The 25,766-nt window shown below is 61.1% G+C and carries 25 protein-coding genes; 14 read left to right on the top strand and 11 right to left on the bottom strand.

The features are described 5' to 3' along the window. Nucleotides 1-54: 54 nt before the first annotated feature. Nucleotides 55-531, top strand: a complete 477-nt coding sequence (gene ybaK, locus NKT35_RS04160) for a Cys-tRNA(Pro) deacylase (RefSeq protein ID WP_254299129.1) — start codon at nt 55-57, stop codon at nt 529-531. Here the strand turns inward: ybaK and NKT35_RS04155 are convergent. The 6 genes from NKT35_RS04155 to NKT35_RS04130 all read right to left on the bottom strand — a co-directional run bounded on the left by NKT35_RS04155 (nt 515) and on the right by NKT35_RS04130 (nt 6,050). Then, nucleotides 515-1,276, bottom strand: a complete 762-nt coding sequence (locus NKT35_RS04155; RefSeq protein ID WP_254299127.1) for a substrate-binding periplasmic protein — start codon at nt 1,274-1,276, stop codon at nt 515-517. The genes ybaK and NKT35_RS04155 overlap by 17 nt on opposite strands. Before the next feature lie 65 nt (nt 1,277-1,341). Further along, nucleotides 1,342-2,826 (bottom strand): 4Fe-4S binding protein, encoded by a 1,485-nt coding sequence (locus tag NKT35_RS04150; RefSeq protein ID WP_254299125.1) that lies wholly within the window; start codon nt 2,824-2,826, stop codon nt 1,342-1,344. Further along, entirely contained in the window at nt 2,790-3,617 is an 828-nt protein-coding gene (locus tag NKT35_RS04145) for an FTR1 family iron permease (protein WP_254299123.1), read from the bottom strand. The genes NKT35_RS04150 and NKT35_RS04145 overlap by 37 nt, the downstream gene beginning before the upstream one ends. Before the next feature lie 18 nt (nt 3,618-3,635). Beyond that, the gene (locus NKT35_RS04140) at nt 3,636-3,968 is read right to left on the bottom strand and encodes a cupredoxin domain-containing protein (RefSeq protein WP_254299121.1); all 333 of its coding nucleotides are present in this window, start codon (nt 3,966-3,968) and stop codon (nt 3,636-3,638) included. 98 nt (nt 3,969-4,066) lie between these two features. Continuing rightward, nucleotides 4,067-4,612, bottom strand: coding sequence for an iron transporter (locus tag NKT35_RS04135; protein ID WP_254299119.1), 546 nt, complete (start codon nt 4,610-4,612; stop codon nt 4,067-4,069). A gap of 238 nt (nt 4,613-4,850) precedes the next feature. After that, nucleotides 4,851-6,050, bottom strand: coding sequence for an MFS transporter (locus NKT35_RS04130; RefSeq protein WP_305883465.1), 1,200 nt, complete (start codon nt 6,048-6,050; stop codon nt 4,851-4,853). A gap of 96 nt (nt 6,051-6,146) precedes the next feature. Between NKT35_RS04130 and NKT35_RS04125 the strand changes: the two genes are divergently transcribed. Further along, nucleotides 6,147-6,920 carry an AraC family transcriptional regulator gene (locus tag NKT35_RS04125; protein WP_254299117.1) on the top strand — a complete coding sequence of 258 codons (774 nt, stop codon included), beginning with the start codon at nt 6,147-6,149 and terminating at the stop codon, nt 6,918-6,920. A gap of 222 nt (nt 6,921-7,142) precedes the next feature. Here the strand turns inward: NKT35_RS04125 and wrbA are convergent, their stop codons facing one another. After that, nucleotides 7,143-7,739 carry an NAD(P)H:quinone oxidoreductase gene (gene wrbA, locus NKT35_RS04120; protein WP_254299115.1) on the bottom strand — a complete coding sequence of 199 codons (597 nt, stop codon included), beginning with the start codon at nt 7,737-7,739 and terminating at the stop codon, nt 7,143-7,145. Between the two features lie 55 nt (nt 7,740-7,794). On the opposite strand from wrbA, the gene NKT35_RS04115 reads away from it, so the two are divergent. Further along, nucleotides 7,795-9,048 carry a YihY family inner membrane protein gene (locus tag NKT35_RS04115; RefSeq protein ID WP_254299113.1) on the top strand — a complete coding sequence of 418 codons (1,254 nt, stop codon included), beginning with the start codon at nt 7,795-7,797 and terminating at the stop codon, nt 9,046-9,048. Here NKT35_RS04115 and NKT35_RS04110 read toward each other — a convergent pair. Further along, nucleotides 9,000-9,809: a DUF3025 domain-containing protein gene (locus NKT35_RS04110; protein ID WP_254299111.1), complete on the bottom strand. Its 810-nt coding sequence runs from the start codon at nt 9,807-9,809 to the stop codon at nt 9,000-9,002. The genes NKT35_RS04115 and NKT35_RS04110 overlap by 49 nt on opposite strands. A 30-nt stretch (nt 9,810-9,839) precedes the next feature. Next, complete coding sequence (locus NKT35_RS04105; protein ID WP_254299109.1) at nt 9,840-11,789, bottom strand: sensor domain-containing diguanylate cyclase; 1,950 nt, start codon at nt 11,787-11,789, stop codon at nt 9,840-9,842. A gap of 201 nt (nt 11,790-11,990) precedes the next feature. On the opposite strand from NKT35_RS04105, the gene cysG reads away from it, so the two are divergent. The 11 genes from cysG to msbA all read left to right on the top strand — a co-directional run bounded on the left by cysG (nt 11,991) and on the right by msbA (nt 24,132). After that, on the top strand, nt 11,991-13,403 hold the full coding sequence (gene cysG, locus NKT35_RS04100) for a siroheme synthase CysG (RefSeq protein WP_254299108.1): 1,413 nt from the start codon (nt 11,991-11,993) through the stop codon (nt 13,401-13,403). Between the two features lie 108 nt (nt 13,404-13,511). Continuing rightward, nucleotides 13,512-13,919 carry a PTS sugar transporter subunit IIA gene (locus NKT35_RS04095; RefSeq protein WP_254299106.1) on the top strand — a complete coding sequence of 136 codons (408 nt, stop codon included), beginning with the start codon at nt 13,512-13,514 and terminating at the stop codon, nt 13,917-13,919. Beyond that, entirely contained in the window at nt 13,906-14,175 is a 270-nt protein-coding gene (locus NKT35_RS04090) for an HPr family phosphocarrier protein (protein WP_254299104.1), read from the top strand. Before NKT35_RS04095 ends, NKT35_RS04090 begins: the two co-directional genes overlap by 14 nt. Nucleotides 14,176-14,285: 110 nt before the next feature. Further along, nucleotides 14,286-16,025: a phosphoenolpyruvate--protein phosphotransferase gene (ptsP, locus tag NKT35_RS04085; protein WP_254299102.1), complete on the top strand. Its 1,740-nt coding sequence runs from the start codon at nt 14,286-14,288 to the stop codon at nt 16,023-16,025. Between the two features lie 14 nt (nt 16,026-16,039). Then, complete coding sequence (rfaQ, locus tag NKT35_RS04080) at nt 16,040-17,140, top strand: putative lipopolysaccharide heptosyltransferase III (RefSeq protein WP_254299100.1); 1,101 nt, start codon at nt 16,040-16,042, stop codon at nt 17,138-17,140. 171 nt (nt 17,141-17,311) lie between these two features. Continuing rightward, nucleotides 17,312-18,097, top strand: coding sequence for a glycosyltransferase family 2 protein (locus NKT35_RS04075; RefSeq protein ID WP_254299098.1), 786 nt, complete (start codon nt 17,312-17,314; stop codon nt 18,095-18,097). Further along, nucleotides 18,098-18,940 carry a glycosyltransferase family 2 protein gene (locus NKT35_RS04070; RefSeq protein WP_254299096.1) on the top strand — a complete coding sequence of 281 codons (843 nt, stop codon included), beginning with the start codon at nt 18,098-18,100 and terminating at the stop codon, nt 18,938-18,940. Further along, nucleotides 18,937-19,992, top strand: coding sequence for a glycosyltransferase family 4 protein (locus tag NKT35_RS04065; RefSeq protein ID WP_254299095.1), 1,056 nt, complete (start codon nt 18,937-18,939; stop codon nt 19,990-19,992). Before NKT35_RS04070 ends, NKT35_RS04065 begins: the two co-directional genes overlap by 4 nt. Beyond that, complete coding sequence (locus tag NKT35_RS04060) at nt 19,993-20,976, top strand: glycosyltransferase (RefSeq protein ID WP_254299094.1); 984 nt, start codon at nt 19,993-19,995, stop codon at nt 20,974-20,976. Continuing rightward, on the top strand, nt 20,976-22,208 hold the full coding sequence (locus NKT35_RS04055; protein ID WP_254299093.1) for an O-antigen ligase family protein: 1,233 nt from the start codon (nt 20,976-20,978) through the stop codon (nt 22,206-22,208). Before NKT35_RS04060 ends, NKT35_RS04055 begins: the two co-directional genes overlap by 1 nt. 166 nt (nt 22,209-22,374) lie before the next feature. Further along, complete coding sequence (gene msbA, locus NKT35_RS04050) at nt 22,375-24,132, top strand: lipid A export permease/ATP-binding protein MsbA (protein WP_254299092.1); 1,758 nt, start codon at nt 22,375-22,377, stop codon at nt 24,130-24,132. Between the two features lie 54 nt (nt 24,133-24,186). On the opposite strand, the gene NKT35_RS04045 is transcribed toward msbA, so the two are convergent. Together NKT35_RS04045 and aroB are read right to left on the bottom strand one after the other, a co-directional pair. Next, complete coding sequence (locus NKT35_RS04045; RefSeq protein ID WP_254299091.1) at nt 24,187-24,567, bottom strand: type IV pilus assembly protein FimV; 381 nt, start codon at nt 24,565-24,567, stop codon at nt 24,187-24,189. A gap of 119 nt (nt 24,568-24,686) precedes the next feature. Continuing rightward, complete coding sequence (aroB, locus tag NKT35_RS04040; protein WP_254299090.1) at nt 24,687-25,766, bottom strand: 3-dehydroquinate synthase; 1,080 nt, start codon at nt 25,764-25,766, stop codon at nt 24,687-24,689.

The following is a 25,766-nucleotide window of genomic DNA, read 5'->3' as shown; positions in this document are numbered from 1 at the left end:
GGGGCGCGGGCGTTTTAAAGTCGGGAGTTTGTCTGACTTGCAAACGAATTCCCTATGTCCAAAGCCCCCGTCACCCAGGCCATCCGCGCGCTGCGCGAGCACAAGGTGGATTACACCGAACACTTGTACAAGTACGAGGAAAAAGGCGGCACCACCGTGTCGGCGCGCGAGTTGGGCGTGGACGAGCACGCCGTGGTGAAGACGCTGATCATGGAAGATGAGAACAAGCGGCCGCTGATCGTGCTGATGCATGGCGACTGCGAAGTGGGCACCGGCATGCTGGCCAAGCAGATCGGCGTCAAAAAGGTTCATCCCTGCGATCCGAAAACCGCGGACAAGCACAGCGGCTATCAAGTGGGCGGCACCAGCCCCTTCGGCACGCGGCATCCCATGCCGGTGTATATGGAAGCCAGCATCGCCGAGTTGCCGGTCATCTATATCAATGGCGGCAAGCGCGGCTTTTTGGTGGGGGTCAGCCCGCAGGAGGTGATCCGCGTATTGAACCCCACCCTGGTCAACGCTGCGGCTTAGCTTCCGGGAAGTTGCGCTGGTAGATGGCTTGCAGGCTGCCGTCTTTCTCCATTTGTTCCAGCGCGCGGCCAAACGCTTTGCGGATACGCGCGGCTTGCGGGTAGCTGCGAGAGAACATAAGGCTCAGCGGCGTTTCCTTGTCCAGCGGGCTGGGAATGTAGCCGAATTCTTTCTCGCGCTCCGGCATGATGCTATGGATCAGAAATAATCCCCGCTCCAGCGACATCGGCGCGAGATCCAGGTGGCCGAGATACAGCTGGCGCAGCGCGTTCAGCTCATCGCTGGTCAGCAGCGTATTGAGCTTGTGCTGCTGGAACAAGGGGATATACCAGTAGCCCAGCTGGATGGCGACGCGGTAGCCGCGCAGTTCATCCAGCGATTTGAAGGCCGGGGGCGGATGCGGTAGATGCGGCTTGTGATAGAACAGATAGCTGCTGGTCCGCATCAGCGGCGGGGAGAAATCGAAATCCTGCTCGCGCTCAGGCGTGGGGCGATAGGGAAAAGCGGCCGCGGCTTTGCCGGATTTGGTCTGCAATTCCGCCTGAGGCCAGCTTTGGAACGTGAGGTGGATCTGGAAGCCGGCGCGCAGGAAGGCTTCGCGGGCGATTTCGGTGAATGCGCCTTGTTCCGGCAAGGTTTGCGACACATAGGGCGGCCATTCTCCGGTGGCGAGCTCCACCACCGGCTCCGTCGCGGCTGCCGGCCGACACAGCAAGACAAGCATGGCGAACAGCAGACGCCGCATGGCGGTTCCTTAGCGGAGAAGGGATACTGTGTTATCGCACAGCGTCCCGTCTCCTCCAAGACGTCTTACCACCACCAGAACATGAAGCCCCAGGCGCAGTCCACCAAGGCCAGCGCGGCGCAGAACGGCGCCAGCGCCAGATAGCCGCGCAAGCCCGCTTTCCAGCGCGCCAGAATGCCGAAGGCCAGGCGCAGCGCCCACAGATTGGCGCCGGCCAGCAAGGCCAGCCGGGCATGGTTGACCCAATGCATGCCGTAGCCTTCCGCCTTCAGCAGCGTCACCGTCAAGGCGGACAGGCCCAGAAACACGCCGCAACCAGCCAGCGGGATCAGTGCCTGCGCCAGATGATGCAAGCGCTGAGTCTGCCAGCGTCCGGCCATGATCACCGCCAGGGCCAGAGATAGCAGAATGCCGCTGCCCAGCGCCAATGAAGTGGCGCTTACATAGGAGATCAGCGACGCGCCATCCAGCCAGGAGAACACGTCGTTGTGCATCGGGTAGTGGGTAAGCAGCCACCATGGGGCATTGGTGTCCAGCGGCCACATGATGTCCCGGTCCACCAGCCATTCCGCCGCCGTTTGCTTGAGCCAGACAAACCAGGGGCTGACTGTCCAGTGGAAAGCGCCCATCGCCACGCCCAGCAAGCCGTAGACGATCAAGGCCGTCTGCCAGCCGTCGGCTTCTTTCTCCGCCACCCGCACCACCTCGTCGCTGGACGGGCGCAGGCTCAGCTGGATGGCCGAGCGGTGATCGCTGCAACGGCCGCACATATGGCAGCCGCTGCCGCCCTGCATATGCCTGAGCGGCTGCAGCGGCGCGCAGTCCACCGCTGGTGTCCGCTCATGGGAGGCTTTCCAGGCGGCTTCGTCGACGCGGTAATACAGCGGCGCCAGCTTGGACAAGAGGCCGAATACGCCGTTGACCGGGCACAGGTGGCGGCACCAGGCGCGTTTGCCGCGGGTGTAGATGAAGCCGACGATCACCGCGGCCACGGTGGAGCCGCCCAGCACCAGCAGTGCGGCCTTGGGGTATTGGTAGACGCTGACCAGCTGGCCGTAGACCGTGGTGAGGACGAAGGCGACGAATGGCCAGCCGCCCCAGCGCATCCAGCGCGGAATCGGCCGGCCCATGCCCTTGCGCGCCGCCCATTCCGACAGCGCGCCCTCAGGGCACAGCACGCCGCACCACAGCCGGCCGAACAGCACCATGGACAACAGCACGAAGGGCCACCAGATGCCCCAGAACACGAATTGGGCGAAAATGGTCAGGTTGTCCCACATCCGCGCGGTGTCTTCAGGCAAGGACAGGCAGGCCGGCACGATCAGCAGGAAGGCATAAACCAATACCACCGCCCACTGCAGCTTGCGCAGCAGCGAGCCGTGGTCGCGCAGCCAATCGCCCGCGAGCGCCAGCAGGCCGCGCGGCCGCCGCTCCGGGCTACAGGAACCGCCCCCGGCTGGAGCGGCGATGATGGGGATGACCCGCTGCGGCGGGCGCGGCTGGCGGGACGGCTTCATGCCGCGGCGGCCGCCAGGCGACGGTTGCGCCATTGGAACAGCGCCCAGATGGCTGCCCAGAACAGCGCGTAGGCGAGCAGGCTGGTCAGCGCCGGGTGCGAGCGGTAGCCGGTGAGGGCTGCCACCACGCCGCCGAACGGCGACATGTCGTCTAGCACGGCGGAGCTATCCCATAGCGGGTCCACCAGCGCCGGCAGCACATCCATCGAGATCAGCTTCTCCACGCCGGACAAGAACAAGGACGCGCCCAGCAGCAACAGCATGATTTCGGTGACGCGGAAGAACAGCCGCCACGACAGCACCTTGCCGCCCAATTGCAGCACGTAGAAAGTCAGGAAGGCGAGCGCCAGGCCGATCGCGCCGGCGCCGGCCATTTTCACCAGTTCCATGCCGCCGGCTTCGGCCAGCATGCCGTAGAGGAAGACCACTGTCTCGCTGCCTTCGCGGGCGATGGCCAGCGCGGCCAGCACGGTGACGCCCCACCAGCTGCCGCTGGAGGCTTTCTCCGACAAGCCGCTTTCCAGTTCTTTCTTCAGCGTGCGGCCATGTTCGCGCATCCACAGCACCATCTGCACGATCAGCGCGGCGGCGATGAACACCATGCCGGTCTGGAAGTAGTCCTGAGCGCCGGCCATCAGGCTGCCGGCGGTGAACAGCGCCACCGCCAGGGCCACGGCCATCGCCAGGCCCAGCGCCACGCCGCCCCACAGATAGGGCTTGCCGGCGCGGCCGGCCGGATTGTGGTTCATCCAGGCATTGAGGATGCCGACCACCAGCAGCGCCTCCACGCTTTCGCGCCAGACGATGAAGAGTACCTGTCCCATTGCTTGTTCCTTACGCGATTACTTGGCGACGATGACGCCTTGGCCGGTCTTCATGTGGAATTCGTCGAAAAACTTGTATTCGCCGGGCGCCAGCGGCTGGAACACCAGGAAGGATTCGGCGCCGGGGCCCAGCACTTTTTCCTTGCGCAGCGGCGTGCTTTCGAACTCGGCCGGGGTCTTGCCGATATTCATCACTTCGATCTTGAATTTCTTGCCGGCGGGCACCACCAGCCGGGCGGGAATCAGTTGGCCGTCTTTCATCTGCAGCTTGAAGACGGGCATGTCGTCGGCCAAGGCCGAGGCGGAGAGCAGGCCGGCCAACAGGGCGGCGGCGAGGCGCAATGCGGTCATCGAATCAGTATCCCGAATGAGAAACAGCGCGAAAGCCGCGCTGTGTCATTGTATCGCAATCAAGAATGCTTTGCGTTCACATTCCCGGTGCGGCTGGCTTAGTAGCCGCCCTTCTTGCCGATGCCGGCGTAGGTGAACTCGTAGCTCACTTCAAAGGGCTTGAACCACGGGCCGACGCCGGTTTCCTTGTCCACGTGGCGGCCGAAGTGGGCGTGCTCGTTGGCGGACGGCGGCATGATGGTGTATTTCAGCTTGTACTTGCCCGGGCCTTGCAGCTTGACGTTGTCGCCGTAGTGCGGGCCGTCGTTGGCCACCATCGGCATCAGGTCGCCCTTCTGGGTCTTGCCGCCAACCTTGGTCAGTTCGTACTTCACCACCAGGTAGGGCATCCAGGCGCCTTCTTCGAAGCCGTTCGGGTTGTTCTTGGTGGCGTGGATGTCGGCTTCCAGGTGCACGTCGGACGCCTCCGGCTTCAGCATCATGCCGTCCGGTTCCATCTTGGTCGGCTGCAGGTAGACGGCGCCGATTTCCATGCCGTTTTTCAGAAACGGTTTGCCGATCGGGTATTCCTTGGCCATGGCGGCGAAGGAGGCGGACAGGGCGATGCTGGCGACGGCCAGCTGGCAGACAAAGCGACGCATCATGTTTTCCTTATGAATTTTGGCCTGATGGACAGGTCTTGGAACGCCATGATAGTGCTAGTAATTCTCGTTTGCAAACTCTGATCTGCGAGTAGGGTTGTTAACCAGATATTATTATTTAAATGTCAAAAGCATTTTATTGGTCATTTAATTAAGCCGGTCAAGTTTTGAGCCGCTGAGCTGAACGCAGGCGAAATGCAAAAACGCCCGGCAGGCGGGCGCTTGGATGCTTCGCGGAAACTCAGGCGGCTCTTTTGCGATGCAGGTCCGGCAGCGCCACGGCGGCGATGCCGAGTAGCGGCAGGAAAGAGCACATCAGATAAACCGATTCGATGCCATGGCTGTCCGCTACCAGGCCCAGCACTGCCGCGCCGATGCCGCCGATGCCGAAGGCAAAGCCATAGAACATGCCCGACACCATGCCCACCTTGCCCGGCAGCAGCTCCTGGGCGTAAATCAGAATGGCCGGGAAGGCCGAAGCCAGGATGAAGCCGATGGGGAAGGACAGCACCGCGGTCCAGAACAGATTGGCGTGCGGCAGCGCCAGCGCCAGCGGCGCCACGCCCAGGATGGAGAAGCCTATCACCCGCTTGCGGCCGATGGCGTCGCCGATGGGGCCGCCCAGCACCGTGCCGGCGGCGACGGCGAACAGGAACAGGAACAAATACAGCTGCGCCGATTGCACGCCGATCTGGAAATGGTGAATCAAATAGAAAGAGTAGTAGCTGAAGATGCTGGCGAGGTAAAAGTGCTTGGAGAACACCAGCAACAGCAGCAATAGCAATGTAGCCTTGACGCGGCCCGGCGACAGGTCGGGCAGGACCGGCGCGGCGTGCTTCTTGGCCTGGCGATGCTGCTGGGCATACCACAGGCCGACGCGGTACAGCACCAGCATGGCCAGCAGGGCGGCCAGGCTGAACCAGGCCACGCTGCCCTGGCCCATCGGGATCACGATCAGCGCCGCCAACAGCGGGCCGGTGGCGCTGCCGGCGTTGCCGCCCACTTGGAACAGCGACTGGGCGAGGCCGGGCCGGTTGCCGGACGCCATCCGCGCCACGCGCGAAGATTCCGGATGGAAGACCGAAGAGCCGGTGCCGATCAGCGCGGCGGCCAGCATCAGCAGCGGGAAGTTGGCGGCGCAGGACAAGAGCAGCATGCCGCACAGCGTCGAACCCATGCCGAACACCAGCGAGAACGGCTGCGGTTTCTTGTCGGTGTAGATGCCCACCAGCGGCTGCAGCAGCGAGGCGGTGCACTGGTAAGTGAAGGTCAGCAGGCCGATTTCGGCGAAGCTCAGATGATAATTGCCCTTCAGCAAAGGGTAGAGCGCGACCAGCAGCGACTGCAGCATGTCGTTGAGAAAGTGCGAGACGCTGATGGCGCCGAGCACCTTGAAGCGGGTGTCCTGCGCCGGCGCGGCGAGGGAAGAACTGGTGGCCATGAAAAGATTCTCGATACAGGTGGTGTGTCCATCTTATGCGGCAAAAATCAGCCAGTCCTGCGAAAATGAGGCATCCATCTTATTGAAAGAGGCGATATGAGCAGCTTCGACGATCTGGAACGATACGACCGGGGCGTGTTGCCGGTGGTCGGCAAGCTGCGCGACTATCCAGCAGGGGTCGAGTCGCCGCGCCATCAGCATCCTACCGCGCAGTTGCTGTATTCGGTAGAGGGGCTGATGTGGGTCGGCACCGAGCGCGGGCAGTGGATTGTGCCGCCGACTCGGGCGATCTGGCTGCCCATCGGCACTTGGCATCAGGTGCGCATGGTCAGCCCGGTGCGCATGCGCAATATCTTCGTGCGGCAGGACATGTTGTCCGGCTTGCCGGAAACGTGCTGCGTGCTGGAGGTGACGCCTTTATTGCGCGAACTGGTGCTGGCGGCGGTGGATGTGCCGGTGCCTTGCGAACCGGGGTCGCGCGATGAACGGGTGATGTTGCTGGCGCTGGATGAAATCCGCCGCGCCCAGGTGCTGCCGCTGTCCTTGCCCCAGCCCGCGTCCCCGGCGCTGCAACGCTTGTGCTCGGTGTGGCTGGAGCGGCCGGACGACGAGCGCGGCGCGACGGAGTGGGCGCGCGAACTGGCGCTGGACCCGCGCACGCTGCAGCGGCGCTTCCGCCGCGAAACCGGCCTCAGCTTCGGCCAATGGCGGCGGCAGGCCCGCCTGATGCAAGCCTTGCAGCGGCTGGCCTGCGGCGACAGCGTATTGAAAGTGGCGCTGGACCTGGGCTACGCCAGCCCCAGCGCCTTCGCCACCATGTTCAAGCGCGAGCTGGGCGCGCCGCCCAGCAGCTTCTTCGCCGCGCCGTAGGGCGGAAACCCGGCAAGGCCGGGTGTTCCGCCGGTGTGGTTTCGGCAAGGCCTCGTGTTCGCAGAGCGGATTCCATTTAGCACAGGAGAGCAAGTTGGCTCGCCGCGCCGGGCGGGCAAGCAAGTTGGGCGAGCAGGCCATCAGCCTTGCCCGCGTTTCAACAGCAAGGCGGCGGAACGCCCCGCAGGGGCTTCCGCCCTACGGGACGTGCGCCCCCTTCCATCACCTTGCCGCCAGCTTCACCGCCAACTCCGCCAGCCGCTTCCCCTGCGCCAGCGCCAACACCTTCTCGTGCTCGCTGATCGGCTGCCGATTATCCATCCCCGACACATGGCTCACCCCATACGGCGTGCCGCCCGTCTGCGTCGCCGTCAGCGCCGACTCCGAGTACGGCAGGCCGGCGATCACCATGCCGTGATGCAATAGCGGAATCATCATGGTCAGCAGGGTAGACTCCTGGCCGCCGTGCAAGGAGGCCGAACTGGTGAACACGCAGGCCGGCTTGCCCGCCAGCGTGCCCTGCATCCACTCCCCGCCGGTGCCGTCGATGAAATACTTCATCGCCGACGACATATTGCCGAAGCGGGTGGGGCTGCCCAGCGCCAGGCCGGCGCAATCGATCAAATCCTGGCGCTCGACATAAGGCGCGCCGTCTTCCGGAATGGCCGGCTCCACCGCCTCGCAGACGGTGGAAATCTTCGGCACCGTGCGCAGCCGGGCCTGGCAGCCGGGCACGCTGTCCACGCCGCGGGCGATCAGTCGGGCCAGTTCGCGGGTCGCGCCGCTCTGGCTGTAATACAGCACCAGGATGTCTAGCATGAAGTTCTCTCTCAATCTTGCTTAATCGCCGCATGATAGGGCAAAGCCGCCGCGCTTGCCTCCCTTGCTTCGCGGCGGCTTTGGCTTTACCTTTGCCGCCATGCAGATCCAAAGCTTTGAACCCGTTTGCGGCTTCGCCCGCTTCCTTGCCCGCCGCATGGGCGCGCTGCGCCTGATGCAGGTGTCGGGCAGCCTGACTTTCACCACGCTGCTGGCGCTGGTGCCCTTGTTCACCATCGCGCTGACGGTGATTTCGGCGTTTCCGGTATTCGCCGACTACAGCACCCGTTTCAAGATCATGTTGCTGTCCACGCTGGTGCCGGAGTTCGCCGGCAAGGTGATAACGGTGTATATGCGGCAGTTCGCCGACAACGCGGAAAAGCTCACCGCCGCCGGCATCGCCATGTTGGGGGTGACGGCCCTGATGCTGATGTCCACCATCGAACGCACTTTCAACGCGATCTGGGGCGTGCGCCGCGGCCGGCCCTGGCTGCAGCAGAGCATGGTGTACTGGACGGTGCTGACTTTGGGCCCGCTGGTGCTGGGCGGCAGCCTGCTGTCCTGGCGCTGGCTGTTCAAGGCCACCCGTTTCGAGAAGAACCTGCCGGTGCTCGCCAATGTGGTGGAGATAGGCGGCACCATCGTGCTGACGGCGCTGGTGTTGTCGCTGCTGTATCGCATCGTGCCCAACCGCTTTGTGCCGATCAAGCACGCCATCGTCGGCGCGCTGGCGACCTCGGTATTGCTGGAGGGCACCAAGGCGGGCTTCGGCTTTTATATCGGCCAGGTGGCCAATTACCAGCTGGTGTATGGCGCCTTCGCCAGCATCCCGATCTTTCTGCTGTGGGTGTATTGCCTGTGGCTGGTGGTGCTGGCCGGCGCGGTGTTCACCTCGGCGCTGTCTTATTGGGAAGGCGATGCTTGGCGCCGTCGCAATGAGCCGCACCGCCGTTTTCAGGACGCGCTGGAAGTGCTGCTCTTGCTGGACGCCGGCCAGGATAGGGGCGAGGCGCTGACGCCGCCGCAACTGCGCGCGCGGGTGAAGGTGGGTTACGACGAACTGGGCCTGGTGCTGGACCGGTTGGCGCAGAACGGCTATGTCCAAAAAGGCCAGGGCGACGCCTGGGTGCTGCGCAAGCGCTTGTCGGCCATCACGCTGGCCGAGTTGTTCGAACTGTTCGTGTATCGCCGCAGCTCGGCGGGCGGCGACGGCTTGAGCGAAGCCTTGACCGATGTGATGGGACCGCTGAGCGATGGGCTTCAGGCCGTGACGGCGGCTGATTTCGCTCGCCGCGTCGGGCAAAAGTAAGCGGCATTGTCGTAGAAGGCCGGATTCTCATTGTCCGGCCACCAGCCTGGCAGGCCCAATAGCGGCAGCGGGCACATCGCGCGCGGCGCGGGCAGGAAGGCGTCGTCGTCCAGCCTGGCCGCCAGCGCGGCGTCCAGATGGCGCAGCTTGCTGGTATCGTCCCACTCGAAAAACGTCGGGTCGACCTCCAGAATCAACGCTTTGCCGCACCAGCCGATATGCGGCGTCAATCCCATTTCCATCACCGCGTGGCCCAGCGTGAAAACGTCGATGCGGCGGCCCCAGTCGGCGCGTCGCTCGATAAACAATTCGCGCCAGCGCATATCGTCCAGCGCCTGGCCCAGCCTAGGCTCCGCCGTCGCCACGATGACGCCGCATTCGTCCAAAAGCGTGGCGGCGTCGCGCAGCGGGCCGCGTTTCACTTCGCCGCGCGCGATGGCGCGCACATGGCGGCGATTGAGCGCGGCTTTGGCGCGCGGCCAGATCAGCCAGGCCAGCGCGTTGAACCAGTCGTGCCAGTTTTCGCCGCGGGTGGGCACTTCGCCGGTGGCGCCGATGTGCATCTCGTAATACGCGCCGGGGTCGAGGTCGCAGACGAATCTGAGCTTCTCAGGCAGGGGCTGGCCGGCGGCGCGGCTTTGGGCGAGCAGGCGGTCGTATTCGGCCTGGTCCGGCCAGGCGGCGCGATCAGCCAGTCCGGCGATGCCTTGCAGCGGGCGATACAGGGGATGGGACAGGTAAGCGGTCTGCCAGACGGTCACGATGCGGCGGTTTCCATGCAAAAGCCGATTTTACCCCGAATGCGCCAATTGGGCCTCGCCGTCGGCGCAAACGCGGTTGCGGCCTTCGCGCTTGGCTTGGTAGAGCTGTTTGTCGGCGCGGGTCAGGACTTCATCAATGCCGTTCTCGTCTGGGCGCAACATGGCCGCGCCTATGCTGACGGTGTAGTTCGGCACGGCGGCACCGCAGGCATGCGAGGCTTCGGCCACCATGGCGCGCAGCCGTTCGGCCACTTGCAGCGCGTCGTCCAGCCCGGTATTGGGCAAGACGGCGGCGAACTCCTCGCCGCCCAGCCGGCCGCTGAGGTCGCAGGCGCGCAGCGCTTCCCGGCACATCTGGGCGAAGTGGCGTATCACCTCATCGCCCACCGCGTGGCCGTGCTGGTCGTTGATCGACTTGAAATGGTCCAGGTCCATCATCAGCACGGACAGGGGCGAGCGGTAACGGCGGCTGCGCTCGACTTCTCGATCGGCCAGCTCGATGAACTGGCGGCGGTTGTTCAGCTCGGTCAGCCCGTCTTGGGTGGCCAGCCGATACAGTTGTTTTTCATGGCCGTCGCGTTCCAGCGCGATGGCGATGATGTGGGCGCTGCGTTGCACTAGGGCCAGTTCTTCCTGGCTGGGGCTGCGCGGTTCGCGATAATAAGTGGAGAAGGTGCCGAGCAGCGCTCTTTCGCTGGAGAAGATAGGCGTGGACCAGCAGGCGCGCAGGCCGAAGGCGCGGGTGCGCTCCAGGGCGTGTTGCCATAGCGGGCTTTTCTCGATGTCTTCGACCACGATGGTGCGCTTCCAGTGCGCCGCCGTGCCGCAGGAGCCTCTGGCTGGGCCGATGGCCACGCGCTCGATCTGCTTGCGGTACACCGGCGGCAGGCTGTGGCCGGCGGCGTAGCGCAAGGATTCGCCGTCTTCGTTCAGCAGCATGATGCCGCACATGCCGCCGCTCTGCTGCGACTCCATCATCAGGCAGATCTGCTCCAGCGTCTCGGTCAAGGGCCGGTGGCCGGCTATCATTTCCAGCACGGCGTTTTCTTCGGCCAGCAGCCGCTCGCCCTGGCGGTTGGCGGTGATTTCGCGGTCTACCGACAAGATGGTCCGCAAGGCGCCGGCGCTGTCGAATTCGGGAAACAGGCGGATTTCAAAGATGTGGCGCTGCGCGCCGTTGAGCAGCTCCAGTTCGAAGCGCCTGGCCTCCCAGCTCTGCATCAATTGCCGGCATTCGTTTTCGAAGCGTTGGCTGGCCTCTTCCGACCAGCCCTTTTCGCGCGGGGTTTTGCCCAGATGCTCTTCCAGCGGCAAAGGGGAGAAGCGGACCACGCTGCGGTTGATGAATTGGCAGCGCAGATCCAGATCATAGCGGGCGACGATGTCTTCCGAGTTGTCCACCAGGGTGCGGAATTGCTGTTCGCGCCGCAAGATGGCCGCTTCTTGATGCTTGCGGGCGGTGACGACGCGGCAGATCACGGTCAGCCGGCTCACTTTGCCGGCGCGCCAAACCGGCTGCAGCGTCATTTCCAGCCATTCCCACTGGCCGCTGTGGTGGCGGATGCGCGCTTCGTAACCGGCCTCCGGCGCTTGCGGCGGCGTTTCCAGCATGATGGAGAAGCGGGCGCGGTCTTCGGGATGCAGCAGCGACAGCCAGCGGTTGCAGTCCATGCCGCGGGTGTGCGCCGGCATGCCCAGCAGGCGTTGCAGGGTGTGGGTGTTGGCGGTCACGTACTGGCGCGGCAGATCGAACTCCAGCAAGCCCAGGCTGGCATCCTGCAGCACGGCGCGCACTTTTTGGCGCAGCCAGCGGCCGCGCAGCCAACAGGCCAGCGCCAGCCCCAGGCAAAAAACGCTGGCCAGATTGCCTGCGTATCGTTCGGGGCGCAGGGCAGCCAAGGCGGCGTCCGGCAGGATCAGCATCAAGAGCGGGCCGACGACGATAGCCAAGCGGCGGCTGCGGTTGAAGAATTGTGTCAAACAATCACCACTGCAAATAAGTGAACGCCGATTCTGACACTGGCCGCAGGGTCTATTCGCTGCGACGCGACAAGCGGGGGCTTAAGCGTCGTATTTATGCAACAAATAAAGTATGCTGCCTGGTAATGGGAGGGCGTGGGCCAAGCGTCGCGGCTTCTGAGTCATGGATGGCCGTTCGCGTGCGGCGCAATGGAGTGCGATATGGATTTTTTCCCGATTTTCCTCAAGTTGACGGGCCAATCCTGCCTGGTGGTGGGTGGCGGCGAGGTGGCCTTGCGCAAGGTCCGTCTCTTGCTTGAGGCGGGGGCGAGGGTGAACGTGGCGGCGCCGGCCTTGAACGCCGAGCTGGCGGGCATGGCGGAGCGCGGCGAAATCGCGCACCTGAATGCGCGATATGCATCGGAACAATTGTCTGGCATGCGTTTGGCGATTGCCGCGACCGATGACGCCGCTGTGAATCGCCAGGTGGCCGAAGATGCCGAGGCGCTGGGCATTCTGGTGAATGTGGTGGATGACGCCGAGCTGTCGCGTTACATCAGCCCGGCCATCATTGATCGCTCCCCGCTGATGATAGCCGTGGCCAGCGGCGGCAGCGTGCCGGTATTGGCGCGGCAGATCCGCGCGCGGCTGGAGAGCCTGATTCCCGCCGGATATGGGCGCTTGGCGCGTTTCGCCGCTTCGTTTCGTGACGAGGTGAAGGCGCGTTTCGACAATATCGATGCCCGCCGCCGTTTTTGGGAGTCGGTGCTGGAAGGCCAATTGGCGGAAACGGTGATGAACGGCGACGAGGCCGCCGCGCGCGCCGAGATGGCCAGCCGCATTGAGGCTGGCGGCTGCGAGCCGGCAGGCGCGGTGTATCTGGTGGGCGCCGGGCCGGGCAATCCCGACTTGCTGACTTTCCGCGCCTTGCGGCTGATGCAGCTGGCGGATGTGGTGTTGTACGACAAGCTGGTGGCGCCGGAGCTGTTGAACATGGCGCGGCGCGACGCGGAGCGGGTGTATGTCGGCAAGGCGCGCGCCAATCATGCGTTGCCGCAAGACGATATTAATCAATTGATGGTGAAATTGGCGCGGCAGGGCAAGCGCGTGTTGCGGCTGAAAGGCGGCGATCCCTTCACTTTCGGCCGCGGCGGCGAGGAGATTGCCACGCTGGCCGAGAATGGCATCGCCTTCGAAGTGGTGCCGGGCATCACCTCGGCCAGCGGCGCGGCGGCTTATGCCGGCATTCCGCTGACACACCGCGATTACGCCCAGTCGGTTACCTTTGTAACCGGCCACAAGCAGGATGGCAGCATCGAGCTGGACTGGCCGGCCTTGACCCGGCCGCAGCAGACGGTGGTGGTGTACATGGGCGTGTCCACCGCCGCCGAGCTGTGCCAGGCTTTCATCGAACATGGGCGGGCGGCGGAGACGCCGGCGGCCGCGGTGGAGTGGGCGACGACGGAAAGACAGCGCACCGTGTGCGGCACTTTATCCAGTCTGCCCGGTCTGATGGCCTCGCATGGCATCGCATCGCCTGCTCTGATCATCGTCGGCGAGGTGGTGAGTCTGGCCGACAAGCTGTCCTGGTACCGCCGCAGCTCAGATTCAGCTGTTACAATTCAGGAAGATTGAATTCGCGCCGCGCGGAACGGGCGGGATGCGTCCCGGACCGCGCGATTGGAGCTTGGCTCAAATCACGCGGCCACGCCGTTTGGCCGCACTCACACCGAAGACAATGGCATGGTAGGGGTTCTGATAATCGCACATGGCGACCTGGGGCGCAGCCTGGCGGATTGCGCCAGGCATATCCTGGGCCGGGAGCCGGAAAATCTGGCGGTGATGGCAGTGGACAAGACCGAAGACCCGGAGCGCAAGCTGACGGAGGCTCAGAGCTTGGTGGACAGGCTGGAGCAAGGCGACGGCGTGGTGGTGTTGACCGATATGTACGGCGGTACGCCATCCAATATCGCCAGCCGGCTGATCCGGCCGGGCAGAGTGGAGGCGGTGGCCGGCGCGAGCCTGCCGATGTTGGTGCGGGCGCTGTGTTATAGCGGCCAGCCGCTGGAGGTGGTAGTCAGCAAGGCGATCACAGGCGGCCTGGAGGGCGTGCTTTATATTATTCCGGGGGAAGGTAATGCTGCGATCTGAAGTGGAAATCATCAATAAGTTGGGACTGCACGCGCGCGCTTCTAGCAAGTTCACGCAATTGGCCAGCCGTTACAAGAGCGATATCTTCATCGCCCGCAATAATCGCCGCGTCAACGGCAAGAGCATCATGGGCGTGATGATGCTGGCGGCGGCCAAGGGCGCCAAGGTAGAGCTGGAAATCAACGGCGAAGACGAACAACAGGCGCTGGACGCGCTGATCGCCTTGATCAACAACCGCTTCGACGAGGCGGAATAAAGCGCTGAGGCGCATGGGGCCGGTTTGCCCCGGTCATTCAGGGAGCCCGTCGCCAAGCGGCGGGAATGTAGGCGGACATACAATAACACCGGTCCGCCGGGGGAGGGGCAATGAGCATCATCCTGCACGGGGTGGCCATAGGCGGGGGCATCGCCATAGGCCGGGCCCACCTGATTTCGCGCAGCATGGACGATGTGGCGCACTATCTGCTGGAAGACGAAGAGATTCCGGCGGAAAAGTCGCGTTTCGACGAAGCGGTGCGCGCCACTCGCAAAGAGCTGGAGATGCTGTGGGGCAGCATCCCGGAGAACGCGCCGGCCGAGCTGGGCGCGTTCTTGTCGCTGCACATCATGTTGCTGAGCGACGTCACCATCTCGATCGAGCCGCGCGAAATCATCGAGAAACAACGCTGCAACGCCGAATGGGCGTTGAAGCTGCAATGCGACCACCTGGTGGAGCAGTTCGACGCCATCGAGGAAGACTACCTGCGCGAACGCAAGAACGACGTGCTGCAGGTAATCGAGCGCATCTTCACCAATCTGGACGGCGACGCGCCGCAGCTGCCGGCGCCTGAGGATCTGGTGGAAGACCACATCCTGGTGGCGCACGATCTGTCGCCGGCCGACATGGTGTATTTCAAGGATTCCAACTTCGCCGCCTTCGTCACCGACGTCGGCGGCGCGACTTCGCACACCGCCATTCTGGGGCGCAGCCTGGACTTGCCGTCGGTGATCGCGCTGCATCATGCGCGCGAGCTGATCCGCCAGGACGAAATGATCATCATCGACGGCCAGCAAGGCGTGGTGATCATCAATCCGGATCATCTGGTGCTGACCGAATACCGCCGCCGCCAGCGCGCCTGGCGCGGCGCGCGGCGCAAGCTGTCGTCGATCCGCAAATCCAGCGCGGTGACGCGCGACGGCACCGTGATCGAGCTGCTGGCCAATATCGAGCGGCCGCAGGACGTGGACGATGTGCGCGAATCCGGCGCGGTGGGCATAGGCCTGTTCCGCAGCGAGTTCCTGTTCCTGGGCCGCGACACGCTGCCGACCGAGGACGAGCAATTCGAAGCCTATCGCCATGTGGCTTCGGCGATGAAGGGCATGCCGGTCACCATCCGCACCATGGACTTGGGCGCCGACAAGAGCCCGAAGTGGCTCAATCATTGCCAGGCGGAGAACCCGGCGCTGGGTCTGACCGGCATCCGGCTGTGCCTGGCGGAGCCGCTGATGTTCCGCGCCCAGCTCAGGGCGCTGTTGCGCGCCTCGGTGCACGGCCGCATCCGCGTGCTGTTCCCGATGCTCAACTCCTTGCCGGAACTGAAGCAGGCGCTGACGCAGTTCGAGTACGCCAAGGAAGAGCTGCGCGAAGAGGGCATAGCCTACGCCGACGGCGTGGAAGTGGGCGCGATGATAGAAATCCCGTCCGCGGCGCTGGTGGCGGGCAGTTTCGCCAAGCATGTGGACTTCATGTCCATCGGCACCAATGACCTGATCCAGTACACGCTGGCGATCGACCGCAACGACGACACGGTCAGCCATCTGTACGATCCCATCCATCCGGCGGTGCTGAAGCTGATCCTGCACACCATCAAAACCGGCATCAAATCCAATCTGCCGGTGGCGGTGTGCGGCGAAATGGCGGGCGACGCCAGGCTGACCCGTTTGCTGCTGGGCATGGGGCTGCGCAAGTTTTCCATGCATCCGGCCAATTTGCTGGCGGTGAAGCAGCAGGTATTGACCACGCACCTGGATGAAATCGCCTCGCTGTCGGCGCGCATGCTCAGATCGGAAGATCCTGATAAAATAGCCGATTTGTTGCAACTGCTGAACGCAGAGCCGGGCGAGTAGCCCGGTTTTTATTTATGCCTAAAGACGCTATCGATTTGTCCCAGCTCCGCCGCGTGCTGGTGGTGAGGCTGATGCACCACGGCGACGTGTTGTTGAGCTCGCCGGTGTTCACGGTGCTGAAAAACCATGCGCCTCATGTCGAGATCGACGCGCTGGTCTATCACGAAACCCGAGACATGCTGACCCAGCATCCGGCGATAGACAATGTCTTCACCATCGACCGCAATTGGAAGAAGCTGGGCGCCTGGCAGCGGCTGAAGCTGGAGTGGGCTTTGTTTGCCCGGCTCAAGGCGCGCGCTTATCAATTGATTGTGGTGTTGAACGACAATAATCGGGCGACTGCCTTGGTCCGCCTGCTCAAGCCGCGCTGGTCGGTGGTGCCCGATGTCCCCGATCGCGGGCGCTTCTTCCGCAAGACCTTTACCCATAGACATGCCTTGGTGTTGGGCAATAAACGACATATCGTCGATTGGCACTTGGACGCGCTGCGCAGGCTGGGGATCTTTCCGAGCGAATCGGAAACCAAGCTGCAGATGGTGGCCGGTCCGGAGGCGGAGAGCCGGGTCGATGGTTTGCTGGCGGCGCAAGGGTTGCCGCGCGGCGGTTTCATCTTGGTGCATCCGGGCTCGCGCTGGTTTTACAAGTGCTGGCCGGCGGAGCGGATGGCGGCTTTGATCAATGCCTTGCATGAACGCGGCTGGCAAGTGGCTCTGAGCGGCGCGCCGTCCGATGAAGAAGCCAGGATGATCGCCGAGGTCAAGGCCGGCGTCGTTCAGCCTGTTATCGATTTCAGCGGCCAGCTTTCCTTGAAGGAATTGTCGGCCCTGATCGCCAGGGCGCGGATGCTGGTGGGCGTGGATTCCTTGCCCATGCATATGGCGGCCGCGGCGCAAACGCCGGTGGTGGCCTTGTTCGGGCCATCGCGCGATAAGGTTTGGGGGCCGTGGCAAGTGCCGCATCGCCAGGTCTCGCTGGATCTGCCCTGCCGTCCTTGCAACTTGGCCGGGTGCGGCGGCAGCGAGCGCAGCGAGTGTTTGGAGAATATCCCGGTTCGGCAGGTATTGGCGGCGGTGGAGAGCTTGCTGGCGGAGACTGGCCAGGCTTATCCAAACTGATTCCACGCGCGCAGCGACTTCATGCCTTGCTTGGCGCATCAATCAAGATGCGTCGGGCTGAGGCGAAACAGGATGCCGAGCTGCCGTTGCGACCCAACCCATCCACGCGCGGTTGATGAACACCGAGCGGAATTCCGCAGCGGCGTCGGCAAGCTGGAAAGCGATAAGGCGATGACTGAAATTTCCCAACTGGCCAAACCCACCTTAGGGGTGGCCATTATTACCAAGAATGCCGCCGCGCATTTCGAAAAATGCTTGGCTGCGGCAAAAGCCGTAGCGGACGACATCGTGGTGATCGATTCCGGCAGCACGGACGGCACGCCGGACATTGCCCGCAGCCATGGCGCGCGCGTGTTTGTCGATGCGGATTGGCCAGGATTCGGGCCGCAGAAAAACCGCGCGCTGGATCAGTTGGCTACGGATTGGGTGCTGTCCCTCGATGCCGATGAAGTCTTGACCGATGAACTGGCGCATTCAATCCGCCAGGCTGTAGCTTCGGGCGAGGACGCGGTGTTCAGCCTGTCTCGATTATCGAATCTATGCGGCCGCTGGATGCGTTACAGCGGCTGGCGTCCGGATCATGTGGCGAGACTATTCCGCCGCGGGCGCGCGCGTTTTTCCGATGACCTAGTGCATGAGCGTTTGGTTTTCGAGGGCGAGCCTCTCCTGTTGTCCGGGGAGTTGTTGCACTACTCTTTCGACGATCTGGACGAAGTGGTCGACAAAATGAACCGTTACTCATCGGCCGGCGCCCAGCAGCGCTTCGCGCGCGGCAAACGCGGCGGGAGCATGGCCTCGGTGATCGCCAAAGCCTGTTGGTCTTTTTGCCGCACCTATCTGTTGCGGCGCGGCTTTCTGGACGGGCGCGAAGGTTTTGTCATCGCGGTGGCCAATGCGGAAGGCACTTTCTACCGGCAGTTGAAACTTTTATATCTGAGCGAGCGGGAGAAACGCTGAATGGCGCCGAGCATTTCCGTGATTGTCAGCACCTATAACCGGCCAGACGCCTTGAGCGCGGTGCTGGCGGGATTCGCGGCCCAGAGCGGCGTCGAGCCTTCTCAATGGGAGGTGGTGGTCGCCGATGATGGCTCCGACGCGCGCACCGCGGACGTTGTCGCCGCATTCAAACCGCAATTGGGCGAAAGACTGTCGCATGTCTGGCATGAGGATAAAGGGTTCCGTTTGGCCGAAATCCGCAACAAGGCGGCGCGCGGGGCGAAGAACGAGTATCTGGTGTTTTTGGATGGCGATTGCGTGCCTCAGCGCGATTTCATCGCTTGCCATCAGGGCCTGGCCGAATCGGGCTGGGTGGTGGCCGGCAATCGAGTGCTGCTGGCCGAGCGTTTTACGCGGGATTACCTGGCGGGACGCTGCAAGCCGGTCGCCCGTTGGGGCCGGTGGACCTGGCTGCGATTGCGCGCAGGAAAATGCGTGAATAATGGCCTGGGCTGGTTGCGGCTGGCGCTGCCTGCTTGGCGGAAAAAACGCCGCGATGACTGGAAACTGCTGCGCGGTTGCAATATCGGCGTATGGAAAAGCGATTACCTGGCGGTCGATGGTTTCGATGCCGCTTTTTCCGGCTGGGGTTATGAAGATTCCGATTTCGCGGTGCGCTTGATCCGCCATGGCGCGGGCATCAAGAATGGCCGCTTTGCCGTGCCGGTGCTGCATTTGTGGCACAAGGAAAATGATCGCAGTTTTGAAGGCGAGAATTGGAAGCGCTTTGAAGCGTCCCTGCATGGCAGCCATGTGAGGGCGCAAGAAGGACTGTCCGGCGCGGGGACGGAGAACTCGAATTGAGCACGCCACGCGGTATCAATCTGGTATTCCATTCGATCCGTCCCGGCGGCGGCATGGAACGCTACGTCATGGATGTGATTGCGGAGTTATGCAGGCGGGGCATAGCCGTTCGCGGCATAGCGCGCAAGATAGACTGGCCGGAACCGCCTCGTGGCGTCGAATTGTCGCGGTTAGCGGACCGCACGCCGTTTTCACGCTTGAATAATCTGCTGTTTGAACGCAAAGCTTTGCGCGCTTGCCATCCAGATTGGAAAACCATAGGCATTTCGCGAGTGACCGGACCTGTCGATCTCGCCATTGTCGGCGGCACGCATATAGGCCATTTGCTGGATAAAGGAAAACTGCGCCCTGGCTTTTATGATAAGCGGACTATCGCGCATGAAACCCTCTTCTATGCTAATGCAAAAGCCATCATGCCGCACTCGGTGAGGGTTGGCGAACAAATTCGCCAGCATTACGGCATGGCCGGGGATAAATTATCGGTGTTATATCCCCCTGTAGACACTGGCAAGTTTTCGCTTTCGGCCCGTGAGGGAAGAGCGGCGCTCAGGCGTGAACTGGGCATTGCGCCGGATCAATTCATGTTGTTGTTTCCTTCTAACAACCACGCATTGAAAGGCGGAGATCTGATTCTGCAAGTCTTGGCTGGACGCAAAGACGTGACTCTTGTTGCCGCGGGCAAGGCGCCGTTGAGTGGCGAGCGAGTGGTCAATGCCGGATTCCGCAGTGATATGCCTGCCTTGTACGCTGCCGCCGATGCGACCATCCTTGCCTCCAAATATGAGGCTTTCGGCATGGTCGGGCCAGAATCGATTCTGTGCGGCACCCCGGTATTGTTCGCTGATACAGTCGGCGCGGTGGAGGTGCTGTCAGAGCCGGGCTGCTACGTTTTCCAAAGAGACGCCGTCTCTCTGCGCAAGGCGTTGGAGCGGTTGATGGAGAAGCGGGTCTGCGAAGGAATCGAGCTGAGTAAGCTGGCTCAGCAGTCGATTCATTATCCTTATTCACTGGCTGGGCACGTTGATAGCTTGCTGGATATGCTGGAGTCGTAAATGGATAGTTTGCCAAAGATTTCGATGCTGCTGATTACTTACAATCAGCAGCGCTACGCTTTAGATGCGCTGAAAGGGGCTTTGTCCCAAGATTATGGAAATCTTGAAATCATAGTGTCTGATGATTGCTCTAGCGATGAGACGTTCCATATCTTGAGTGATTTCAGCGCAGAGTATCAAGGTCCGCACAAACTGGTGCTTCACCGCAATGAACGGAATGTCGGAATTGGTGAGAATCTCAATACCGCCGTGTCCTTGTCTAGCGGCGAGTTGCTGGTTGTGACGGCTGGCGATGATATTTCCTTGCCGCATCGCGTCTCGGTTTTGGCGAAAAACTGGTTAGAACATGGCAAACGTCCTGATTTGCTGGCATCGTACCTGCAGGATCTGGACCAGTCCGGCGCCACGCATGACGTTATACCTGTGACAGATTTATCGCGCTACCAAGGGGTTGATGCTTGGCTTCAGGGGCATCCAACCTTGATTGGGGCTGCTCAGGCCTGGACTCGGCGACTCTACGATGAGTTCCGGGGGATTCCGAGCGGGGTGGTGGCTGAAGACATGTTGATGGCCTTCCGCGCCTTTTCAGCAGGCGGCGCATTGACAATTCCTGAACCATTGGTTTTGTATCGACGCGGAGGTACGACAGGAAAGCGCAGGCATCTTTCTTTGGATGAAGTCAAGGCGGCCTTCATCAAGAAGATTGATAACACCAAGATAGAATTGCTTCACATGATCGAAGTCGCCGCTCGTAAGAGAGCCTCTCCGGCTTTGTTGCGCTATTTCATGAATCTTTATCAGAAAGAGTGTTTGATCGAGATAATGCTGCGGAGTCCAATTTCTGCCAAGGATAAATTGTGGTATTGGTGGAAGGCTGTAGATCTTGATTGGGGTTTCAAGATCAGGATATTGAGCTATGGGATGTTTCCGTTCTTGTTTGGACCTTTTTTTGCCTTGAAGCGATTGGTTAGAGGAGCGCGCTGATGTTTTTCAGTAAAGATCAAATCTATGATCTTCTTGTAGGCCTGTTATTATTTTTTATCTTGGCAATGGGCTTTGTTTGGCGAGGCAGTGCGCCTGCTGCTTCGTTATTGCTTGCTCTTCTTGGGTTCGGTACGCTTTTTGTAGGGCGTAACTATTTCAAGCCCTGCTGGGATTTGTATAAGCCCTGGGTAATAGGCATGTCAGCGTTGGGATTGGCAATTCTGGTACGGCTATTGATCGATCTGAATCCTAGAACTAGTTACGCTGATTCTGCGACCCGTTTGATGGTTGCAATACCCGTTTTTGCAGCAATTTGTTGTTCTCGGCGGCTAAGTTTTCATAATATAAGATGGATGCTTCCGGTGGCTGTCTTATCTATGCTGCTTTTTGGCATCAGCGGTGCGGAACAAGTAGGGGATGATCGTATACATACTGCATTTACCAACACCATTCCATTTGCTGCGTTTTGCTTGTTGTTTGCTGTTTCCTTCTTTATTTACTCTTTTGGCCGTAGCCGACTGGATAGTCTCTTTAGCGTGATGGTAGCGCTGGTGGCGGTAACTGTAATTTATTTGTCTCAAGCGCGAGGGGTATGGATCGCCACGCTTGCAGTTTTAGCGTATGTCATTTTCTCGCATTTGGGATTCAGTTGGAAGAAACTATGTTTGATGGTAGTGGCTATTCCAGTGATTCTGATAGCCGTATATCATCAAAGTCCTATGGTTCAATATCGTGTGCATAAGGCCACTGCAGAGTATTCGGAATATTTTGCAGGGAAGAAGGATGGTTCTGTTAGTATGCGGATGGATATGGCATCGGCTTCATATCATATTTATACAGAGCATCCAGTTTTTGGAGTGGGTCGAGATATTGTTCCGACTATGCAGGACCTATATCATCGTGGAATTGTCGGTAAGGCCGTTTCGGATGCAGTTGATACCCATGCAGAGCTCTTTTACAATGCGGCTAGCTTGGGAACTGTAGGTCTCTTAGTTTATGTTATGTTTTATTTTGGTGTGACATTGCCATATGTGCGTGCACTTAAGTCATCTCTGCCTGATATCGTTAAAATCGGGAGGGCTGGAGTGGCTGGGAGTATTGTTTTCTTCTTTGTCGGCTTTACCCATATTACTTTGGGATTGGTAATGTATGCTTCTATTTATGCAGTGTTTCAAGCAGTTTTGTTGGCATCATTGTATAAGTTGAGTACAGCAATATCTGATAGTAACTAGGCATTTCGCATGTTTGGCCGGACCCACGATGACAAGATCGCATAAGGCATCGCAAGTGTTTTATGGTGTGATGGGAGCGGGTTGAGTCGATACACGATGTAACAGAAATTGATGGAATCGCTTGTATGATTCCCCCGTTTAGTGGGTAGCATGATATGGAATCTGCATGAAAGAGAACAGTTTTCAACACAGCTGGAGCGTTTACCGCCGCTTGCTAGGCTATTTGGCCGGCTATTGGAAGGTGTTGTTGCTATCGATGCTATCGATGATGGTGGCGGCGCTGACCGAGCCTGCGGTAGCCAAGTTGCTCAAACCCTTGATCGATGGCGGTTTCGTCAATAAAGACCCTAAAGTCATCTTGTGGGTGCCTTTGGCCATCATCGGCATTTATCTGCTGCGCGGCGTGGCGGGCTTCATCAATGAGTACACGGCCAGTTGGTTGACTGGCCACTTGGTGCAGTCTTTGCGCCAGCAGATGTTCTCCAAGATGGTTCGCCTGCCCTCGCATTATTATGACGAACAGCAGTCTGGCCGCTTGATGTCGAGGATCACCAATGACGTCAACCAAGTGACCGAGGCGGGATTCAATGTCATAACGGTGACGGTGCGCGATGGGGTGACCGCGCTGGCGATGTTGGGACTGATGTTGACAACGGACTGGCAACTGACGCTGATCTGTTTGGTTGTTTTGCCCGCCGTGACTTATTGCATGAAGTTGGTCGGCGAGCGTTTGCGTGGTCTGGCGCGGCAGAATCAGCAGAATATGGCGCAGATGACGCAGGTGTTGGCGGAGAGCATTCAATGCCAGCACGCCATCAAGGTGTATGGTGGGCAAGATAGGGAAACCGCCCGTTTCGATGCCACCGCCGGCGCGGTGCGCCGCAACCAGGTCAAGCAGAGCGCCGCCAGCGCCGCGAATACCGGCGCCACCCAGTTGATGATCGCCTGCGCCTTGGCTGCGATTTTGTATTTCGCTGGTTTGCGCGCGCAGCATGGCAGTTTGACTGCTGGCGACTTCATGGTGTTTTTGACGGCGATGCTAGGCTTATTCGCCCCGGTGAAACGCATTTCCAGCGTGTCCCAAGCCATGCAGCGTGGTTTGGCGGCGGCGGAATCGGTGTTTGCTTTCATCGATGAGCCGGGGGAGCCGGATCAAGGCCGCCATCGGCTTGAGAAGACGCGTGGAGAGCTGTCTTTCGACCAGGTTGATTTTGCTTATGCCGGTGCCGAGAGACCGGCCCTGGCTGGCATCAATCTGAGCATCGAACCTGGGCAGACGGTGGCGCTGGTCGGCTCTTCCGGCAGCGGGAAAACCACGTTGGCGAACCTTGTCCCTCGGTTTTACGAGCCTAGCGGGGGGCGCTTGCTGCTGGATGGCATACCCGTCACCGACTTGCCGTTGCCGCAACTGCGCGAAAATATCGCCTTGGTCAGCCAGCATGTCGAGCTGTTCAATGATACTGTCGCCGCCAATATCGCTTATGGCAGGCCCAGCGCTTCGCGAGAGGAGATCATCGTCGCGGCGCAGGCTGCGAATGCATGGGAGTTCATCGAATCGCTGCCGGAGGGCTTGGATACCGTCATCGGCGAGAATGGCGGCCGGCTATCGGGCGGCCAGCGCCAGCGTCTCGCCATTGCCCGCGCGTTGCTGAAGAATGCGCCGCTGCTAATCCTGGATGAGGCGACATCGGCTTTGGACACGCAGTCGGAGCGGCTGGTCCAGACGGCGCTGGATAATTTGATGAAAAATCGGACCACGATAGTCATTGCCCATAGACTGTCTACGATCGAAAACGCCGATCGTATCGTGGTCATGCAGAGCGGGCGGATCATGGAGCAGGGCCGCCATCATGAGTTGTTGGCGGCGGACGGGATCTACGCCAAGCTGCATAGTTTGCAATTTGGCGAGCCGCAGCCGGAATAGGTTTCGCTATCAGCCAATCAAAGGGCCGCGTTTGCGGCCCTTTGATTTGTGGGCTTACGCGCGATCGAACAAGGGTTCCTGCGGGGCCAGCTCGCGGCCGTTTTCCTGTATCGTGCGCCAAACGGCCTTGTCCTGCACCTCGGCGTGGACATCGCGCGCCAGCAGCACATAGGACTCGCTGTCGCGCGCGCTGGAATAGGCGCGCAGCAGCGCCACTTTGGCGTTCAGGTTGTCAGGGTCATCCTTCAAGGAGTCCTTGAGGACGCGAACGGCTTCCCGGGTGCGGCCATAGGCCAGAAATACTTCAGCCTCCCCCACGGGGTCGATTCCACGCTGTATGGGTTTGGTGTAGCGAAGCCGGCGCCAGAATTGGCGCAGCGAATAGTAGACGAGCATCAGCGCCAGGCTGCTGGCCAGTGCCGTAAAAACATCCATTCTGTTTCTCCCCCTCGTGTGCGATGCAGCAACATCTTGTAGTTGGTTGATTATTCTAACGAGGTTACTGCTTGCGCAATCCGTAAAAATCCCTAGTTTTGACTTTTACTCATAAGGCATTAGCTTCGGTTGGGTAAAATCTTTTCCAGGATGGCGCGGTCGATGCCCAGCTGAATAAAGGCTTGACCCAAGCGGCGCAGCAGTACAAAGCGTATGGTGCCTGACTCTACTTTTTTGTCATGCCCCATCAACTCCAGCCACTGCTCCAGCGGCATATCGGGCGCGGCGCTGGGCAGGCCGGCAGAATGGAGCAGCGCGTCGATCCGAGCGATGTCTGCGCCAGACAGCCAGCCAAGCTCGGCGGAGGCTCTGGCGGCCAGAGACATGCCCGCCGCGACAGCCTCGCCGTGCAGCCAGACGCCGTATCCCAGGCCGGCCTCGATGGCGTGGCCGAAGGTGTGGCCAAGATTCAGCAGCGCGCGCACGCCGTTTTCCTTCTCATCTTCGGCGACGATGGCGGCTTTCATTTCGCAGCTGCGTTTGACCGCGTATTGCAGCGCGGCACTGTCGCGCGCGCGCAACGCCGCCATATTCGTTTCCAGCCAGGCGAGGAAATCCGCATCGCCGAGCAGACCGTACTTGATCACTTCGGCAAGGCCGGCCGACAGCTCGCGGTCAGGCAGCGTGGCGAGCAGGTCCATGTCGGCTATGACCGCCCGCGGCTGGTAGAAGGCGCCTATCATGTTTTTGCCCAGCGGATGGTTGATGGCGGTTTTGCCGCCAACAGACGAGTCCACCTGGGCCAGCAGGGTGGTGGGAATCTGGATGAAGGGCGCGCCGCGCTGGTAGCAGGCGGCGGCGAAACCGGTCATGTCGCCGATCACGCCGCCTCCCAGCGCGATCAGGGTGGTCTTGCGCTCGGCATGGCTGGACAGCAGGGCGTCGAAAATGAGATTCAGCGTCTGCCAATTCTTGTGATGCTCGCCATCGGGCAGCACGACGCTGGCGCAGACCACGCCGCGGGCTTCCAGCGCCTGGCGCAGGCGGGGCAGATAAAGCGGCGCGATGGTTTCGTTGCTGACGATCAGGACTTTGGGCAGCGGGAGGTGAGGCAACAGCAACTCGACCTGTTCCAGCAATCCGTGGCCAATGTGTATCGGGTATCGGGTGTCGGGCAGGGTGAGGTCGAGCGTAATCAC

It is taken from the genome of Chromobacterium sp. IIBBL 290-4 (assembly GCF_024207115.1).
Classification (GTDB): Bacteria; Pseudomonadota; Gammaproteobacteria; order Burkholderiales; family Chromobacteriaceae; genus Chromobacterium.
The sequence above is the reverse complement of the archived record's forward strand: the minus strand, read 5'-3'. Positions and strand labels throughout refer to the sequence as shown.

Excerpts from the sequence above, each read along its gene's own strand:
- ybaK (WP_254299129.1), top strand. The coding sequence starts at position 55 with ATGTCCAAAGCCCCCGTCACCCAGGCCATCCGCGCGCTGCGCGAGCAC.
- NKT35_RS04155 (WP_254299127.1), bottom strand. The coding sequence starts at position 1,276 with ATGCGGCGTCTGCTGTTCGCCATGCTTGTCTTGCTGTGTCGGCCGGCA.
- NKT35_RS04150 (WP_254299125.1), bottom strand. The coding sequence starts at position 2,826 with ATGGCGCAACCGTCGCCTGGCGGCCGCCGCGGCATGAAGCCGTCCCGC.
- NKT35_RS04145 (WP_254299123.1), bottom strand. The coding sequence starts at position 3,617 with ATGGGACAGGTACTCTTCATCGTCTGGCGCGAAAGCGTGGAGGCGCTG.
- NKT35_RS04140 (WP_254299121.1), bottom strand. The coding sequence starts at position 3,968 with ATGACCGCATTGCGCCTCGCCGCCGCCCTGTTGGCCGGCCTGCTCTCC.
- NKT35_RS04135 (WP_254299119.1), bottom strand. The coding sequence starts at position 4,612 with ATGATGCGTCGCTTTGTCTGCCAGCTGGCCGTCGCCAGCATCGCCCTG.
- NKT35_RS04130 (WP_305883465.1), bottom strand. The coding sequence starts at position 6,050 with ATGGCCACCAGTTCTTCCCTCGCCGCGCCGGCGCAGGACACCCGCTTC.
- NKT35_RS04125 (WP_254299117.1), top strand. The coding sequence starts at position 6,147 with ATGAGCAGCTTCGACGATCTGGAACGATACGACCGGGGCGTGTTGCCG.
- wrbA (WP_254299115.1), bottom strand. The coding sequence starts at position 7,739 with ATGCTAGACATCCTGGTGCTGTATTACAGCCAGAGCGGCGCGACCCGC.
- cysG (WP_254299108.1), top strand. The coding sequence starts at position 11,991 with ATGGATTTTTTCCCGATTTTCCTCAAGTTGACGGGCCAATCCTGCCTG.
- NKT35_RS04095 (WP_254299106.1), top strand. The coding sequence starts at position 13,512 with ATGGTAGGGGTTCTGATAATCGCACATGGCGACCTGGGGCGCAGCCTG.
- NKT35_RS04090 (WP_254299104.1), top strand. The coding sequence starts at position 13,906 with ATGCTGCGATCTGAAGTGGAAATCATCAATAAGTTGGGACTGCACGCG.
- ptsP (WP_254299102.1), top strand. The coding sequence starts at position 14,286 with ATGAGCATCATCCTGCACGGGGTGGCCATAGGCGGGGGCATCGCCATA.
- rfaQ (WP_254299100.1), top strand. The coding sequence starts at position 16,040 with ATGCCTAAAGACGCTATCGATTTGTCCCAGCTCCGCCGCGTGCTGGTG.
- NKT35_RS04075 (WP_254299098.1), top strand. The coding sequence starts at position 17,312 with ATGACTGAAATTTCCCAACTGGCCAAACCCACCTTAGGGGTGGCCATT.
- NKT35_RS04070 (WP_254299096.1), top strand. The coding sequence starts at position 18,098 with ATGGCGCCGAGCATTTCCGTGATTGTCAGCACCTATAACCGGCCAGAC.
- NKT35_RS04060 (WP_254299094.1), top strand. The coding sequence starts at position 19,993 with ATGGATAGTTTGCCAAAGATTTCGATGCTGCTGATTACTTACAATCAG.
- NKT35_RS04055 (WP_254299093.1), top strand. The coding sequence starts at position 20,976 with ATGTTTTTCAGTAAAGATCAAATCTATGATCTTCTTGTAGGCCTGTTA.
- msbA (WP_254299092.1), top strand. The coding sequence starts at position 22,375 with ATGAAAGAGAACAGTTTTCAACACAGCTGGAGCGTTTACCGCCGCTTG.
- NKT35_RS04045 (WP_254299091.1), bottom strand. The coding sequence starts at position 24,567 with ATGGATGTTTTTACGGCACTGGCCAGCAGCCTGGCGCTGATGCTCGTC.